The 15,649-nt window shown below is 69.0% G+C and carries 16 protein-coding genes; 8 read left to right on the forward strand and 8 right to left on the reverse strand.

All coding sequences use genetic code 11. The annotated features are described in order from the left end of the window. Window positions 1-3 precede the first annotated feature (3 nt). The 7 genes from ACSFA2_RS15010 to ACSFA2_RS15040 all read right to left on the reverse strand — a co-directional run bounded on the left by ACSFA2_RS15010 (window position 4) and on the right by ACSFA2_RS15040 (window position 6,944). Complete coding sequence (locus ACSFA2_RS15010; protein ID WP_435456107.1) at window positions 4-234, reverse strand: hypothetical protein; 231 nt, start codon at window positions 232-234, stop codon at window positions 4-6. A gap of 75 nt (window positions 235-309) precedes the next feature. Further along, window positions 310-1,128: a pseudouridine synthase gene (locus ACSFA2_RS15015; protein ID WP_435456108.1), complete on the reverse strand. Its 819-nt coding sequence runs from the start codon at window positions 1,126-1,128 to the stop codon at window positions 310-312. Between the two features lie 141 nt (window positions 1,129-1,269). Beyond that, window positions 1,270-2,199, reverse strand: a complete 930-nt coding sequence (locus ACSFA2_RS15020; RefSeq protein ID WP_435456109.1) for an ABC transporter permease — start codon at window positions 2,197-2,199, stop codon at window positions 1,270-1,272. Between the two features lie 3 nt (window positions 2,200-2,202). Continuing rightward, a complete protein-coding gene (locus tag ACSFA2_RS15025) occupies window positions 2,203-3,279 on the reverse strand; it encodes an ABC transporter permease (RefSeq protein WP_435456110.1) in 1,077 nt (358 codons plus the stop codon). Next, a complete protein-coding gene (locus ACSFA2_RS15030) occupies window positions 3,276-4,799 on the reverse strand; it encodes an ABC transporter ATP-binding protein (protein WP_435456111.1) in 1,524 nt (507 codons plus the stop codon). Before ACSFA2_RS15030 ends, ACSFA2_RS15025 begins: the two co-directional genes overlap by 4 nt. Beyond that, complete coding sequence (locus ACSFA2_RS15035; RefSeq protein WP_435456112.1) at window positions 4,796-5,821, reverse strand: BMP family protein; 1,026 nt, start codon at window positions 5,819-5,821, stop codon at window positions 4,796-4,798. Before ACSFA2_RS15035 ends, ACSFA2_RS15030 begins: the two co-directional genes overlap by 4 nt. 226 nt (window positions 5,822-6,047) lie before the next feature. Further along, complete coding sequence (locus ACSFA2_RS15040) at window positions 6,048-6,944, reverse strand: LysR family transcriptional regulator (RefSeq protein WP_435456113.1); 897 nt, start codon at window positions 6,942-6,944, stop codon at window positions 6,048-6,050. A gap of 194 nt (window positions 6,945-7,138) precedes the next feature. On the opposite strand from ACSFA2_RS15040, the gene ACSFA2_RS15045 reads away from it, so the two are divergent. The 7 genes from ACSFA2_RS15045 (at window position 7,139) to ACSFA2_RS15075 (ending at window position 14,154) form a co-directional block, all read left to right on the forward strand. Continuing rightward, window positions 7,139-7,318 carry a hypothetical protein gene (locus ACSFA2_RS15045; RefSeq protein WP_435456114.1) on the forward strand — a complete coding sequence of 60 codons (180 nt, stop codon included), beginning with the start codon at window positions 7,139-7,141 and terminating at the stop codon, window positions 7,316-7,318. Between the two features lie 592 nt (window positions 7,319-7,910). Continuing rightward, on the forward strand, window positions 7,911-8,384 hold the full coding sequence (locus tag ACSFA2_RS15050) for a hypothetical protein (RefSeq protein ID WP_435456115.1): 474 nt from the start codon (window positions 7,911-7,913) through the stop codon (window positions 8,382-8,384). A gap of 192 nt (window positions 8,385-8,576) precedes the next feature. Further along, a complete protein-coding gene (locus ACSFA2_RS15055) occupies window positions 8,577-9,245 on the forward strand; it encodes a GntR family transcriptional regulator (protein WP_435456116.1) in 669 nt (222 codons plus the stop codon). Beyond that, window positions 9,242-10,705 (forward strand): malonyl-CoA decarboxylase, encoded by a 1,464-nt coding sequence (locus ACSFA2_RS15060; RefSeq protein WP_435456117.1) that lies wholly within the window; start codon window positions 9,242-9,244, stop codon window positions 10,703-10,705. Before ACSFA2_RS15055 ends, ACSFA2_RS15060 begins: the two co-directional genes overlap by 4 nt. A gap of 80 nt (window positions 10,706-10,785) precedes the next feature. Then, complete coding sequence (locus ACSFA2_RS15065) at window positions 10,786-11,772, forward strand: Bug family tripartite tricarboxylate transporter substrate binding protein (protein WP_435456118.1); 987 nt, start codon at window positions 10,786-10,788, stop codon at window positions 11,770-11,772. A gap of 21 nt (window positions 11,773-11,793) precedes the next feature. Beyond that, a complete protein-coding gene (locus ACSFA2_RS15070; protein WP_435456119.1) occupies window positions 11,794-12,567 on the forward strand; it encodes an enoyl-CoA hydratase/isomerase family protein in 774 nt (257 codons plus the stop codon). An 18-nt stretch (window positions 12,568-12,585) separates the two neighbouring features. Further along, window positions 12,586-14,154: a malonate--CoA ligase gene (locus ACSFA2_RS15075; RefSeq protein ID WP_435456120.1), complete on the forward strand. Its 1,569-nt coding sequence runs from the start codon at window positions 12,586-12,588 to the stop codon at window positions 14,152-14,154. Between the two features lie 18 nt (window positions 14,155-14,172). On the opposite strand, the gene ACSFA2_RS15080 is transcribed toward ACSFA2_RS15075, so the two are convergent. After that, the gene (locus ACSFA2_RS15080; protein WP_435456121.1) at window positions 14,173-14,625 is read right to left on the reverse strand and encodes a MarR family winged helix-turn-helix transcriptional regulator; all 453 of its coding nucleotides are present in this window, start codon (window positions 14,623-14,625) and stop codon (window positions 14,173-14,175) included. A gap of 61 nt (window positions 14,626-14,686) precedes the next feature. On the opposite strand from ACSFA2_RS15080, the gene ACSFA2_RS15085 reads away from it, so the two are divergent. Next, window positions 14,687-15,571, forward strand: a complete 885-nt coding sequence (locus ACSFA2_RS15085; RefSeq protein WP_435456122.1) for an SDR family NAD(P)-dependent oxidoreductase — start codon at window positions 14,687-14,689, stop codon at window positions 15,569-15,571. Window positions 15,572-15,649: the final 78 nt, after the last annotated feature.

The raw sequence follows: 15,649 nt of genomic DNA on the forward strand, positions 1-15,649 counted from the left end.
CCATCACATGCAGCGGAACATGACGCCGGTTTCGCCCGGTGCGCGTTCAAGGATCTGCGCCGTCTGGCCCTTCTGCTGGCAATAGCCCACGGCATCGGCCGTGCTCGGCGCGCGCGTCCGGCCATTGGGGTAGGTGACGACTTCGTAGGCCTGGGTGCCGCAGCCGGCAAGGATGCAGGCGAGCGGCAGGACGTACAGGAGCGGGCGGAGAGAGAAGGCGTGGGCTCGGTTCATCCGTCCGATTCTGGCGCAGTCGGTCCGACGGGTGGGTGCAGCCGGTAAAAGCACGGCGGCCCGCCCTGGACGCTGTCAGCCTGCGAGCCGCAGCGCCGACGCGAAGCGGCGTGCCGTGCCGCTCAGCGGGTCGGTGAATTCAAGGGTCTTGGCGAGCAGTTGCAGCGGCTGGTCGTAGCGCTCGCTGCCCACCGGCAGCCACGTCGGGTAGATCGGGTCGTTGACGATGGGCATGCCCAGCGCGGCGCAATGCACGCGCAGCTGGTGCGTGCGGCCCGTCACCGGCGACAGGCGCAGCCGCGCACGGTCGGTGCCCCGCATCTCCAGCAGCTCGAAGCGGGTTTCCGAGTTCGGCTCGCCCGGCGCTTCCCACACCGGCATCTTGCCCTTGATGCTCTCGAGTCGGCTGCGGTGGACCGGTGCCAGCGTGTGCCCGGCCGGCCAGTGCACGATCGCCTCGTAGGACTTCTCGACGCGGCGCTCCGCGAAGAGCGCCTGGTAGGCGCCCCGTGTCGCGGGATCGAGGCTGAAGAGCACCAGGCCCGCCGTGCTGCGGTCGATGCGGTGCACCGGCACCAGCGTGTCGATGCCCAACTGGCGCTTCAGCCGAACCAGCAGGGTTTCCTGCACGTACTGGCCACCGGGCGTGACCGGCAGGAAATGCGGCTTGTCGGCGACCAGCAGATGCGCGTCCTGGAACAGCACCTGCGCTTCGTAGGGAATGCGCGGTTCGTCGGCGAGCGTGCGGTAGTAGTACAGACGCTGATGGCCGCGGTACGGCGCGTCGGGCCCGATCGGTCGGGCGGCGTCGTCGACCACGTCGCCCGCCTGCATGCGGTCGCGCCACGACGCTTCGGTCACGGCCGGAAAGCGCTCCACGAAAAAGTCGAGCATGGTCGGCCAGGTGCCGGCCGGCAGGCCGACGGTGCTGGGGCCGACGCCGTCACGTGTCGGCAGGGGCGGTGGCGAGGGTGGGGTTGGCGGGACGGAGGAGCGACGCACGATGCCCCGAATGTACCGGGCAGGCGCCCCCGGTCACGGCTGGCGGAAGGGCTGGCCGACCGCCGCGGGCATGCGCGCTCCACGACCCAGCCCGGCCAGGATCGCCAGTGCCGCGAGGTACGGCGTCATCTGGATCACATAGGACGACACCGGCAGGCTGAAGGCCTGCACGCGCAGCGACAGCGCCTCGGCCGCCCCGAAGAGCAGGCAGGCGAGCACACTGCCGCCCGGCATCCAGCGGCCGACGATGATGGCGGCCAGCGCCAAGTAGCCGCGGCCGCTGGTCATGCCGTCGGTGAAGGTGCCGACCTGCTGCAGCGACAGCACCGCGCCGCCCAGCCCGGCCAGCGCGCCGCCGCCGATGATCGCCGCGATGCGCACCCGCGTGGGGTCGGCACCGGCGGCGAAGGCGGCCAGCGGGTTCTCGCCGACGGCGCGCAGCGTGAGGCCGGCGCGGCTTCGAAAGAGGAACAGCGCCAGCGGCACGATCAGCGCGAAGGCCAGGTAGGTGAGCGGCGGTTGCCGAAACAGCAACGGGCCGACCCACGGCAGGTTCGACAGGCCTGGCACCGACCACACGTCCAGCAGCGGCACGCGGATCGCCGCGCCGCCTTCGCGGCCGCCCGCGATCATCCGGACCAGGAAACTGGTGAGCCCCAGCGCCAGGATGTTCGCGGCGATGCCCGTGACCATGTGCTCGGTGTGAAAGCGCGTGGTCGCGATCGCCACGACCAGCGCCATCGCCATGCCGGCGAGCGCGCTGGCCACCAGGCCGACACCCGCATTCGATGCGGCATGCGTCACCACCACACCCAGAAAGGCGCCAGCCAGCATCTGCCCTTCGAGGCCGACCGCGAAGGTGCCGCTGCGCTCGCACAGGATGCCGCCGAGCGCGGCGAAGATCAGCGGCGTGGCGATGCGCAGGCTGGCTGCCAGGAAGTCGAGGAGAACGGCGGGTTCCATGGGTCAGGTCCTGTCGTGGCTCGAACGGCCGATGCCGCACAGCACGAAGATCATCGTCAGGCCCTGGATGACCAGCACCAGGGACGAGGGCACGCCGACCTGCCGCTGCATCGCGAGCGCGCCGGTTTCCAGAAAGCCGAAGAACAGCGCCGACGGCAGCACGTAGAGCGGGTTGAGCGCCCCCATCAGCGCGATGGCCACCGCGTTGAAGCCGAAGCCGGCCGAGAAGCCCTCGATCAGCCGGTAGTGCACGCCCAGGCATTCGATGGCGCCCGCCAGGCCGGCCAGCGCGCCAGCCGTGCCCATCAGCCCGAAAACCGCGCGCCCATGCGACACGCCGGCATAGCGCGCGGCCGGCAGGCTGGCGCCCACCACCCGCCAGCGAAAGCCCAGCGTGGTGCGCCACAGCAGATGGTTCGCACCCAGCGCCGCGGCCACCGCGATGGCGATGCCCAGGTGCAGGTCGGTGCCAGGCACCAGTTTCGGCAGCCAGGCGGCCGCATCGAACAGCGGCGACTGCGGGAAGCCCGCGCCTTCCTCGCCCATGCGGCCGTGCAGCAGTTCGGCCACCAGCAGCAGGGCGACGAAGTTCAGCAGCAGCGTGACCAGCACCTCGTGCACGCCGCGCGTCACGCGGATCGTCGCGGCCAGCCCGGCCCAGGCCGCACCGCCAGCGGCCCCGGCGGCCAGCGCCAGCGGCAGCAGCAGCCAGGCCGGCAGGCCCGTCGCAAACAAGGCCACGGCCGATGCCGCCGCGCCGCCGAGCGCCAGTTGCCCTTCGGCGCCGATGTTGATGACCCGGCCGCGAAAGCACAGCGCGATGCCGACCGCGCAGAGCAGGTAGGGCGTCGTCTTGTTCAGCCCCACGACCACGCGGTCCCAGCCGCCGAACGCACCCATCAGCAAGTGGTAGTAGGCCGTGAGCGGGTTCTTGCCCGCCAGCAGGATGAGCATGGCCGTGAGCAGGAAGGCCATGCCCACCGAGGCCGCGGCGCGCCACAGGGCGCCCGCGCGCCGGGTGGCACCGAGCAGGTCGGGAATGCGCCAGGCCGCGCGGGTCGTTGGCGCTGGCGCGCTCATGGGCTCACCGCCTGCAGCGCCCCGGCCATCGCCAGCCCGATGCGTTCGAGGTCGGCCTGCGCGCGCGGCACCACGTCGACGACGCGGCCCTCCGACAGCACGCCGACGCGGTCGCCGACGGCCAGCACTTCCTCGAGCTCCGACGAGATGTAGAGCACCGCCGCGCCCTGGTCGCGCAGGCGGCGCAGGCGGTCGATCACGAACTGCGTGGCGCCGGGGTCGAGTCCCCAGGTCGGCTGGAAGGCGATGACGACCTCGGGCTGGCGGCCCAGTTCACGGGCCAGCGCCACCTTCTGCTGGTTGCCGCCGGACAGCGTTCTTGCGGGAGCGTCGGGCGAAGCGGCGCGCACGTCGAAGTCGCGCATGCGTTCGATCGACAGCCGGCGCGCCGCGCCGCGGTGGATGCGGCCGAAGCGCGAGTAGGGCGCCCGGCTCACGTCGCGCAGCATCAGGTTCTCCTCGATCGACATGCCCTGGACCAGGCTGGTGCCGGCGCGGTCGGCCGGAATGTAGGCGATGCCGGCGGCCAGGCGCTGCGCTGCGCCGCCACGCGTGATGTCGATGCCGTCGAACACGATCTGCCCGCGCGTCGGCCGTGCCAGGCCCGCGAGCGTGTCGGCCAGTTCACCCTGGCCGTTGCCGTCGATGCCGGCCAGTGCGAGGATCTCGCCGGCCCGCAGGTCGAAGCTGGCGTCTTTCAGGCGCTCGACGCCGCTCGCATCGCGGGCTGCGAGCCCGTGCACCGTCAGCCGCACACTGCCCGGCGGGGTGGCGGCGGCCGGTGGCGCGGCGGTCGTTTCGCGGCCGACCATCAGCCGCGCCAGCGACTCCCGCGTGGCGCCGGCCACCGCGGCGGTGCCGGCCACCTGGCCATCGCGCAGCACCACCACCTGGTCGGCCACCGCCAGCACCTCGCCGAGCTTGTGGGTGATGAAGACCACCGAATGGCCCTCGGCCCGGAAGCGCCGCAGGAAGTCGAGCAGCCGCGCGATCTCCGGCGGCGACAGGATGGACGTGGGCTCGTCGAGGATCAGCAGGTGTGCGCCGCGCAGGATGGCCTTGAGGATCTCAACCCGCTGCTTCTCGCCGAGCGCGAGCTGCTCGACCCGCGCGTCGGGGTCGATCTCCAGCCCGTAGCGCGCCGCCGCATCGCGCACCTGCGCCGCCACGCCGCGGCGGTCAAGCCAGGGGCCGGTGGCGCCGCTCCAGCCGAGCATCAGGTTCTCGGCCACCGTCATGGCCTCCACCAGCGTGAAATGCTGGTGGATCATGGCGATGCCCGCCTGCAGCGCGGCCTTCGGGCTGCCGGTGTCGAGTTCGCGGCCCTCGTAGACGATGCCGCCCTCGTCGGGCCGCACCATGCCGAAGAGCACCTTCATCAGCGTGCTCTTGCCCGAGCCGTTCTCGCCGAGCAGGCCGACGATCTGCGCGGGCATCACGGTCAGGTCGACGCCGCGATTGGCCCGCACCGTGCCGTACGACTTGGAGATGCCGCGCATCTCCAGCAGCGCGCCGCTCACAGGCCGCCGCGCGCGTCTTCCTTGACGACGTTGACCTTCAGGGCCCCGCTGGCGAACTGCTTCTTCAGGCCGTCGATCTCGGCGATGACCTCCTTCGGCACGGCCGGGCCATAGGCCTTGTCCTTGCTGTACATCAGCTCGGCACCCGGGTTCCTGGCTTCGTAGCCGTAGGTGATCAACGTGGGCTTGAGCGTGCCGGCACGGGCTTCGGCGGCGGCCGCGACGTACATGTCGTCCCACTTCTCGATGATGGCGGTCAGCACGTTCTGCGGCGCGGCGTCCACGTTGCCGAACGAGCGGCCGCTGGTGAACACGTTCTTCTCCTTGGCCGCCTGGATGATCCCGCTCTGGGCGGCATTGAGCTTGCCGAAGACGAAGTCGGCACCGCCGGCGATCAGCGCCAGCGCCGCCTCCTTGGCCATGGCCGCGTCTTCCATGTCCTTGATGTAGATCACGCGCACCTCGGCGGTCGGCTTGACGCTCTTCACGCCCTGGCGGAAGCCGCCCACCTGCTGCACGACGTTCGGCAGGCCTTCGAGCCCGTTGACCGAGCCGATCTTGCCGGTCTTGGACATGCGCGCGGCCAGCACGCCCATGAGGTAGCCGACCTGGGCGTTGTCATAGTCGACCGAGGTCACGTTCTTGCCCGCACCGGCACCGCCCGAGCCCACGACGAAGGTGGTCTTCTCGAATTCCGGGCCGACGCGCTGTGCGGCCGAGAGAAAGCGGCCCGAATGGCCGATCACGGGGTTGAAGCCGCGGCGTGCGTAGTCCTTCATCGTCTCGATGTGGTCGGCCGGCTGCACGTTCTCGGAGAAAGCGGTCTCGGTGCCCGCCGCCTTCATCTTGGCGATCGCGGCATAGCCGCTGGCGTTCCAGCTCTGGTCGTTGATCGAGCCGGGCAGGAGCAGGGCGACCTTGCCCTGCGCCGAGGCGTTCGACAGGGTGGCGAGGCTCGCCGCGCCCAGAAGCAGCAGGGTGGCGGCACGCGCGAAGGGGCGGATGGCAGCGGTGAGGGACATCGAGGACTCCGTGAGATGGGGGTGCCAAGCTTGCGCAACATCCAGGCCAGCATCGGCGCACCAGGGCGCATACGACGGCGACGTCGGCGCACCTTGCGCGTTCAGCGCGTGCATTCACTTTCCATCAAATACGAAGCGCCCCGGTGCCCATCCGGCATCGCCTCGCGTGCACGACCGAAGCGGTGCATGGCGCCAACGGCGCCCCAAAAAAGACGGCCGGCCCTGGTCAGGCTTGGTGCATGGCGACGAGCTCGCCGCGCAGGTGTTCGGCGAAGCGCGCCGATGCCACGGGCAGTACGCGGTCGCGCAGCGTCATCAGCACCAGCCGGCTGGCCGGCAGGCTGCGCTCCTCGATCGGGATGGCGCGCAGGCGCGGGTCGCCGGCAGCGCCCAGGGCGATCTGGAAACTGACGCCGCCGGACTGGCAGGCAAAGCTGCGCATCATCTCGAAGGAGTTGCAGACCAGCGCCGCGACGGGCTGTTCGGACGCGTTCTCCAGCAGGTCGTCGATCACGCCACGCCCCGACAGGCTGCCGTCGGGCAGCGCGACCGGGTACTTCAGACAGTCCTTGAGCCGTACGCTGGCGTGCCCGGCCAGCGGATGGTCGGCCGCGACCACGGCACAGGTGCGCTGCCGCGCCTGCGCGAGGATGCGCACGCCGCGGCCGGGCGGCGGGTTGAACACCAGCGCCAGATCGACCTCGAAGTCGAGCAGCGCCTGCACGGCGCGTTCGCGGTCGAGCACCTTGACGGCGAAGCTGACGCCGGGATGTTCCGCCTGGAAGGCGACCAGGGTGCGCGGCAGAAAGGCGGGCGCGAGCGCCTGACTGACGGCCATCGACACGTCGCCGCGCCGCAGTCCCCGCAGCGATTCGATTTCGGAGCGCACGTGGTCCAGGTCGGCGGCCCGTCGCCGCGCATAGCCCACGAACAGCTCGCCGGCCGCGGTCAGGCGCACGCCGCTGGGCAGGCGCTCGAAGATCGGCGTGTCCAGCTCGCGCTCGAGTTCCTTGATGCGCCGGTTGACCGCCGAGGCGGCCACCTGGAGCGCTTCTGCCGCACTGCGGATGGACCCGCAGCGCGCCACGGCGTCCACGTAGTCGAGGTATCGGAGATGCTGCATCGCCCCGCGTTGCAATAGCGATGCCCGGCACCGGGCAGCACCTCTGAACAGGTTATTCCCTGACGTTGCAACGCGCCTTTGCATGGTGTGCCGCCGGGCCACGCGTTCTAGGCTGAATTCACGGACCACTGCGACGCGGCGCGCGCGATGAAGCAATCCGCTTTGCGCACAACGGGCTTCAGAGCGGTCACCTCATGGACGACAACGCGCGGTGCATGGGCACATCATTCGTGGATTGGCAGGATCTGACGCAGGCCTACCTGGCCGGAATCGAGGCACTGCGCCGCGGGGAGCCGGGCGCCACCGAGGCGCTGCGACGGCTCGCCCTTGAACTCGAGCACTGTGACGGGGCCGTCGCGCAACACCTGGCTTGAAAGCAGGCCTCCGAGCTGACGCCCGGGATTGGGGAGGGCCGAGCGCCCCGAAATCGGTGGCGAAGCGATCTCGTCAGGCCAGGCGACCTTTGGGAAAGGGCTGGCCTTGGCTCTGCGCAAAGTTCTTGAGCTCTGCGTACATGGCCAACATCTGCGCTCGCGCTGCCGCGTCGCCTCGCTGCACGGCCACCACAGCAGCCGCATATTGGTCCGTCAACTCATACCAACGCGCCGCATCTTGAGACGCCACCGTCGAACCAGTAAACATTCCTATCCTCCGTGGAAATCGCGCTGTCTTTGCGGCGCGAACTTAAGTATTCCCTCTTAAAGCGAAATGTACAACATTCTTGCTAAGTTGTTGTGACAGATCGGTATTTTGGTGAGTCGTCGGTGCGACGCAGCATTGATGGGAGGGCCGGGGAAGGGCGCAGCGGCTCGACGCGATAATGCGCACCTGTGAAAAATGCCCTGCCTTTCCCGCTCGCTTCGGCGGGCTCGAACGCCACCGCGCGCCTGCGCCGAGGCTGAGCGGCGTCTCATCCCATCCACCGATCAGAGCGGACGGTCGCTGCGCCGACGTTGAAGACAGTTCATGAGAACGTACCTCGAGAATTTCAGTGCGCTCTGCCGCAGGAGCCTTCTTTCGCTCGGGCCGCAGCAGCGCGGCATCGGGATTCAGTCGTTTCCGCACGGCACCTGCGGCGTGGTCACGGAATTGACAGGGCGGCTGCTGTACGAGATGACCGGCGAGCAGGGCGCACATGTGTGCGGGACGGGTCACCCGGACCTGGGAGCGCTGCAATCGCATGCCTGGCTCGAGGTGCGCGGCTACATCGTCGACCTGACCCATGACCAGTTCCAGGGGACCGGGATGACCGGCTGGGTGGCGCAGGCATCCGCGTCCGACTGGCACGGCAAGTTCAACCGAGAGGTGTATCCGTTTCGGCGCTCGCCCCGCGGGGCGCTCTATGCCAACGAGGCGTATGTCGCCATGAAGAGCGCGGCCAGCCATCTCTGGCTCGGTCCGCGTCGGACGGACATGCCGGCGATCGGCCAGGGCTGTTGACCCTGCGCCGGACACGGCGCCCCCAACGTGGCGACGGAACGCGCCGCTGCCGAGAGAGGGTTTGTCCGGACCTCTTGACACTTGTTGGCCTACGTTGCCTTGTTCATAATTATCCGTAATTACCCAAAATTACAGAGGTGAGCGCCGACAGCCTGTCGTCGCATTTCCTCCCAGGGTCCGACCGGAGCCACCATGCGCCTCGTCCCGAATTCGTTGCACGACCAGGTGGCTGCCACCTTGCGCGAGGAGATCTTCGCGGGGTCGCTCACGCCCGGCAGCTTCCTCGACGAGACGGGGCTGTGCGAGCGGCTGGAAATCTCGCGGACGCCGCTGCGCGAGGCGCTCAAGGTGCTCACGGCCGAAGGGCTGCTGCGCCACGAGCCGCGCCGCGGGTGCTTCGTGGCCGAGGTCACGCAGCGCGATCTCGACGAGATCTTCCCCGTCATCGCGCTGCTCGAAGGGCGCTGCGCCTGGGAAGCCGCCCGCAACGCGAGCGACGCCGACATCGAGGCGCTGGCCACGCTGCATGCCCAGCTCGAGGCACACGCCAAGGCGCAGCGCATCAACGCCTACTACGCCACCAACTTCACCATCCACGAGGCGATCATCACGCTGGCCGACAACCGCTGGCTCGCGCAGACGATCGGCGATCTGCGCAAGATTTTGAAGCTCGCCCGCCTGCAGCAGCTGAAGGCCCCCGGCCGCCTGGAGCAGAGCCTGGCCGAGCACCTGGCGGTGTTCGCTGCGCTGAAGGCACACGACAGCGACGGCGCCGAGGCCGCCATGCGCACCCACCTCCATCGCCAGCGCGAAGCCTTGCGCGCCGTGGCGCTTCAACAGAAATCGAGGCTCGTTTCATGAATGCTTCCACCTGGATCTCGCGCAGCGTGTCGCGCTTGCGCGCCCCGGCCCCCGCCAAGGACCATGCCGTCACCGAGCCTGCTGCGAAGAAGACGACCAAGCCCGAGTTGCCACCGCGTTCCCTCAGCGAACGGCTCGACGCCACGCTGCGCCGCCATGGCGAGGCGATGACGCCCCGCGCCTTGCGGCGTGCGCTGACCGACCTGCAGGCCGTGGTCGACGCCCGCGTCAGCGAGGTCGAGGCCGGCCGCCGTGCCTGCGAGGTGATGCACTGGTACGGCGAGCTCGACGCGGCCGAGCGGCGCGACGTGTGGTTGCTGATCAGCGAACGTTTCGCACCCGACGGCAAGAAGCTCAGCAGCGCGCGGGCGCGTCACGAGGCCGCCGTCGGCACTGCCGACGAGGGGCAGGCCGAGGTGCACCTGCGCCGCGCGCTCGCGTCTCCACGGGCCCGGCTGCTGCAGCGCTTCACCATCGATCCCGAAGGCATGCGCTTCCTGCTCGACCTGCGCGCGGAAGTGCTGCCGCAGGTCAAGGGCGAGCGCCGCTTCGTGCCGCTCGACGCCGAGCTGGAACACCTCTTCTCGACCTGGTTCGACGTGGCCTTCCTCGACCTGCGCCGCATCAGCTGGGATTCGCCGGCTTCGCTGATCGAGAAGCTGATCCAGTACGAGGCGGTGCACGACATCAAGAGCTGGGCCGACGTGAAGAACCGGCTCGACAGCGACCGGCGCTGCTACGGTTTCTTCCACCCGCGTCTGCCCGACGTGCCGTTGATCTTCGTGGAGGTCGCGCTGGTCGACCACATCAGCGACGGCATCGTGCCGCTGCTCGACGAGGCCGCGGCGCTGGCCACTGCGGACAAGGCGACCACCGCCATCTTCTATTCCATCAGCAACACGCAGACCGGGCTGCGCGGCGTGAGCTTCGGCGATTCGCTGATCAAGCGCGTGGTCGAGACGCTGCAGGCCGAGTTCCCGAAGCTCAAGGTGTTCGCGACGCTGTCGCCGATCCCGGGCTTCCGGCATTGGCTGGGCAAGCACGCGGCCGAGATGCTGCTGCGCCTGGACGACAAGCGCGCCGCCGAGCTGGGCCGGGCGCTCGGCTCGCTGCCGCCCACGCCCGACCGACTGCTGGCCGCGGCCGACGAGGCGCTCGCGCTCGACCCCAAGTCGCCGGTGCGGCAGACGCTGATGCAGTGCGCCGCCGAGTACCTGGGCCGCGCCACCATCGAGGGCAAGCCGGTTGACCCGGTGGCGCGCTTCCACCTGGGCAACGGGGCCCGCGTCGAACGGCTGAACTGGGCCGGAGACCCCTCGCCCAAGGGGGTGAAGCAGTCCTACGGACTCATGGTCAACTACCTCTACGATCTCAAGCGGCTCGACAAGCACCGCGCCCTGCTCGCGCAGGGCAAGGTGGCGGTGTCGGGCGAGGTCGATGGCCTGTTCCTCAAGGGCTGACCCGACCTCTCTTTCCAAGGGCCGACCCCGCACCGAAGGCCCCGGTGCGCAGCGATTCCAACAAGACAGGAGACACATCCATGATCCACCCCTTCCAGCGGCGCGACATGCTGCGCCTGGCCGCCGCCGCGGCCGCCGTCCTCGGTGGCGGCGCGCGCGCGCAGTCCGGCTGGCCGTCCAAGCCCGTCACCATGATCGTGCCGTTCCCGGCCGGTGGCGGCACCGATGCTTTCGCGCGGCCGCTGTCGGCGCAGTTCTCGAAGACCACCGCCCAGACGCTGGTGATCGACAACCGGGGCGGCGCGGGCGGCACGCTGGGAGCGAGCATCGCGTCGAAGCTGCCGGCCGATGGCTACGGGCTCTTCATGGGTGCGGTGCACCATGCGATCGCACCGTCGATCTACCCCAAGCTCGACTACGACATCCAGAAGGACTTCGTGCCGCTGATGCTGCTGGCCAATGCGCCGCAGGTGGTGGTGGTCAACCCCAAGCGGGTGACGCAGCCGACCATCCAGGAATTCATCGCCTACGCCAAGCGCAACCCCGCGAAGATGAACTACGGCTCGGCCGGCGCGGGCACCTCGCACCACCTGGCGGGCGAACTCTTCAAGCAGCAGACCGGCACCTTCATCACGCACATCCCGTACCGCGGCGCCGGCCCGATGCTGCAGGACCTGATCTCCGGCAACGTCGACGTCTGCTTCGACGGCCTGGGTTCGTCGTCCGCACACATCAAGGGCGGGCGCATCAAGGCGCTGATGATGGCCGGTGCCAAGCGCAACCCGGCCTTCCCCGACGTGCCCTGTGCGGCCGAGGTCGGCCTGCCCGACTACACCGTGACCACCTGGTACGGCCTGTGGGCGCCCAAGGGAACGCCGGCCGACGTGCAGGCGAAGATCATCGAGGAGATGAAAAAGGCCCTGGCCTCCGACGAGCTCAAGACGATCTGGAACGCCAACGGCTCCGACATTCCCAACGTCACGATGGCGGCCTACGCCGACTTCGTGAATGCCGAAGTCAAGCGCTGGGCGACGGTCGTCAAGACCTCGGGCGCCAAGCTGGAGTGATGAACGCACAAGGCGGCCGGCATGGCAGGTGACATCAGGATCGAACGCGACGGCGACATCGCCGTCGTCACGCTGGTACACGCGGGGCGTTTGAATGCCATGTCGCGCACGATGTGGCGTGCGCTCCGCGCCGCCTTCGTGGCCTTCGAGACCGACGCCGCGCTGCGCTGCATCGTCGTGCGCGGGGAGGGCGGTGCCTTCTGCGCGGGCGGCGACATCTCCGAGTACCCGGCCTTCCGCTTCGACCCCGTGCAGTTGCGCAGCTTCCATGAAGACGAAGTCGGCGCTGCGCTGCAGGCAATGCTCGACTGCAGCGTGCCCGTCGTCGCGCAGATCGAGGGCGCCTGCATGGGCGCGGGCCTCGAGATCGCAAGCTGCTGCGACATCCGCCTGGCCGGTGCGTCCGCCAGGTTCGGCGCGCCGATCGCCAAGCTCGGCTTCCCGATGGCGCCGCGCGAGGCGGCCGTGGTGCACCGCGCCGTGGGCGACGTGCTGGCGCGCGACATGCTCCTGGCTGCCGGCGTGCACGACGCGCAGCGCCTGCTGTCCGCCGGCTTCCTGCTGCGCGTGGTGCCCGACGATGCGGTGGCCGACGAAGCCGTCGCGTATGCACGTCGCATCGCCGCGCTCGCTCCCGAGGCCGCGCGCGCCAACAAGCGCGTGCTGTCCGCGCTCACGTTCCAGGGCATGACAGGCCTCACGGGCCTGCTGCCCACCGCCTACGACTACGCCGACTCCCCCGAACACCGGGAAGGCATCGCCGCCTTCCTGGCCAAACGACCGCCTCATTTCTGACCTATCGCCGAGACACCGATGACCTCGAACGCCAACCTCTTTGCCGCGCTGCGCGCCGGCTTCTCCGCCGACCTCGATGCGGTCGCCGTCGAAACCGACGACGGCCTGCTGTACACCTGGGGCGACCTCGACCGCGCCAGCGCGATGATCGCCAACCTCTTTGTCGCCCTTGACCTGGAGGAGGGTGCGCGCATCGCGGTACAGGTCGAGAAATCGGTCGAGGCGCTGATGCTCTACCTGGCGACCCTGCGGGCCGGCTACGTCTTCCTGCCGCTCAACACGGCCTACCGCGGCGCCGAGATCGAGTACTTCATCGGCAACGCCGAGCCGGCCGTGGTGGTGTGCAGCAGCGCCAATGCCGACTGGGTCGGCCCGATCGCACTGGCCGCCGGCACGCGCCACGTCTTCACGCTGAACGACGACCGCACCGGCACGCTGCTCGACGTGGCCGTGCAGTGCAGCGACCGCCACACCGTCGCGCAGCGTGGCGAGGACGACCTCGCCGCCATCCTCTACACCAGCGGGACCACCGGCCGCAGCAAGGGCGCGATGCTGACGCACCGCAACCTGCTGTCGAACGCCGAGGTGCTCAAGGACTACTGGGGCTGGACGGCCACCGGAGGGCCTGACGGCCGGGGCGACGTGCTCATCCACGCGCTGCCCATCTTCCACGTGCACGGCCTGTTCGTCGCCATCCACGGCGCGCTGCTCAACGGCAGCAAGATGATCTGGATGAACAGGTTCGACCCGAAGCGCGTGGTGGCACGGCTGCCGGACGCGACGGTGTTCATGGGCGTGCCCACGCTCTACGTGCGCCTGCTGGCCGAGCCCGGCCTGACGAAAGAGGCATGCAGCACCATGCGCCTCTTCGTCGCCGGCTCGGCACCGCTCCTGATCGAGACCTTCCACGAATGGCAGGCGCGCACCGGCCACACCATCCTCGAGCGCTACGGCATGAGCGAAACCGCCATGCTCACGTCGAACCCCTACAAGCCGGTGCAGGGCGAACGGCGCGGCGGCACGGTCGGCTTTGCATTGCCGGGCGTGCAGTTGCGGGTGCGTTCGTACGAAGAGGGCCGTGAAGGGCTCGATTGCGGAACGGACGAGATCGGGCACATCGAGGTTGACGGCCCCAACGTCTTCGCCGGCTACTGGCGCATGCCCGAGAAGACGAAGGACGAGTTCACCGCCGACGGCTTCTTCAAGACCGGCGACGTCGGCAAGATCGACGGGCTGGGCTACATCACCATCGTCGGGCGCAGCAAGGACCTGATCATCAGCGGCGGCTACAACGTCTACCCCGCCGAGATCGAGGGCTTCATCAACGAGATGGCCGGCGTGGCCGAAAGCGCGCTGGTCGGCGTGCCGCACCCGGACTTCGGCGAGGTCGGCGTGGCGGTGGTCACCGTGAAGCCTGGCGCCAGCGTCGACGGCGACGCCATCGTGGCCGAGCTCAAGGCCCAGCTGGCCAATTTCAAGATCCCGAAGCGCTGCTTCATCGTGCCCGAGCTGCCGCGCAACGCGATGGGCAAGGTGCAGAAGGCGCTGCTGCGCGAGCAGCACAAGGGGCTGTTCACGCAAGGCTGACGCCGCAAAAAGAACCGGTCAACCGCCGCTTGCTTCATTGAGCCGCGCGAGAAGCCCGGCCAGCTGCGAAATCTCGGTGCTCGACCATCCGCGCATCCGTTCGGAGAAACGGTTCCCCTTGTTCGCCAGGGCCCGGTCCATCTTTTTGCGGGCATCCTTCGTCAATGCGTAGATGGTCACCCGGCCATCCGAGGGGTCTGGGTACGCTTCCACAAGACGGCTTTGGGTCAAGGCCTGGAGCAATCTGCTCAAGGCGCTTCGGTCCATGGCAAGCGCTTGTGCGACCCGCGTGGAACGCGTTGCGCCAACGGCGTGCAGCCATTGGAGCACCTGGAAAGAGGCGCCCGATACTGCTGGCGTGAAGTCGGCCGCCGTCTCGGCGGTGAATGCGCGCGCGGACGACAGCAGTGCATTGAGCTGCGTGCCCAGTTCCAGAAGCGCCTGTTCCCGGGGAATGCCTGCATCGTCCATATGATGTGCAAATATCCATTAATCTGTTAAAGTGGATTTTTGCACATGACCTGGAGCTGGGGTGGATACGTTCTCGACAATCGTGCTGACCGGGGCGACGAGCGGATTGGGCCGGATCGCGGCGTCGGCCCTGGCACGGCCCGGTGTTAGGCTCGTACTCGTCGCGCGCAACAAGGCCAAGGCGCAGGCCACGCGTGCGGCGTTGCTGCAAGAGGCGCCGGGTGTGGCCGTCGACTGCATCCTGGCCGACTTCGCCAATCTGCGCAGCGTCGCGCAGGCCGGCGCTCGCATGGCCGCAGACTACCCGCGGATCGACGTGCTCATCAACAACGCCGGAATCCACGCGTTCGAGCAACGGGTCACGCCGGACGGCTTTTCGGAGATGGTTTCCACGAACTACCTCGCGCCTTGGCTGTTGACCGCCTGCCTCCGGCGCTCGCTCGTCGCAGCGGGGTCATCACGGGTCGTGACGGTGGGCTCCGAAGCATCCAGGCGTGCGGGCGGGCTCGATATCGCGCACGACCTGACGGACACGCGCCCCTTCTCCCGCCTGGGCTCTTCGGTCATGTACGGCAAGACGAAGTTGATGGCCATCATGTTCAGTGCGGAACTGGCAAGGAGACTGGCGTCCACGGCCGTCGTCGCCAACAGCGTCGACCCCGGATTCAACGTGACCGGGCTGGGCCGGGAGCTTCCCTTCGCCGCGACGCTCGAGCGTGTCCTGCGCGTGCTCCGCGTAGGTGCGCCGGAGCGGGGCGCGGCCATCATCGCTCGTCTGGCCACGTCCGAGGCGTTCACGGGTGTCAGTGGCGGCTATTTTTCCCGAGAGGCCAGACGCCTGGAGCCGGTTCAACCGGGCGGCGATGAACTCAAGCAGCGGCGGCTCTGGGTGGCGACCGAGCGATGGCTGGCGCCGTTCCACCGAACGGTCCCGCAGGGCGCTTGACGGGGCACCGCAGCACGTACCATTGCCGCGCGGCGCTTGGGCCGTCTTCCAATTCAGCGCGCGCGCCCGACCCGGTGC

The organism is Variovorax cryoconiti (assembly GCF_051216395.1).
Lineage (GTDB): Bacteria > Pseudomonadota > Gammaproteobacteria > Burkholderiales > Burkholderiaceae_C > Variovorax.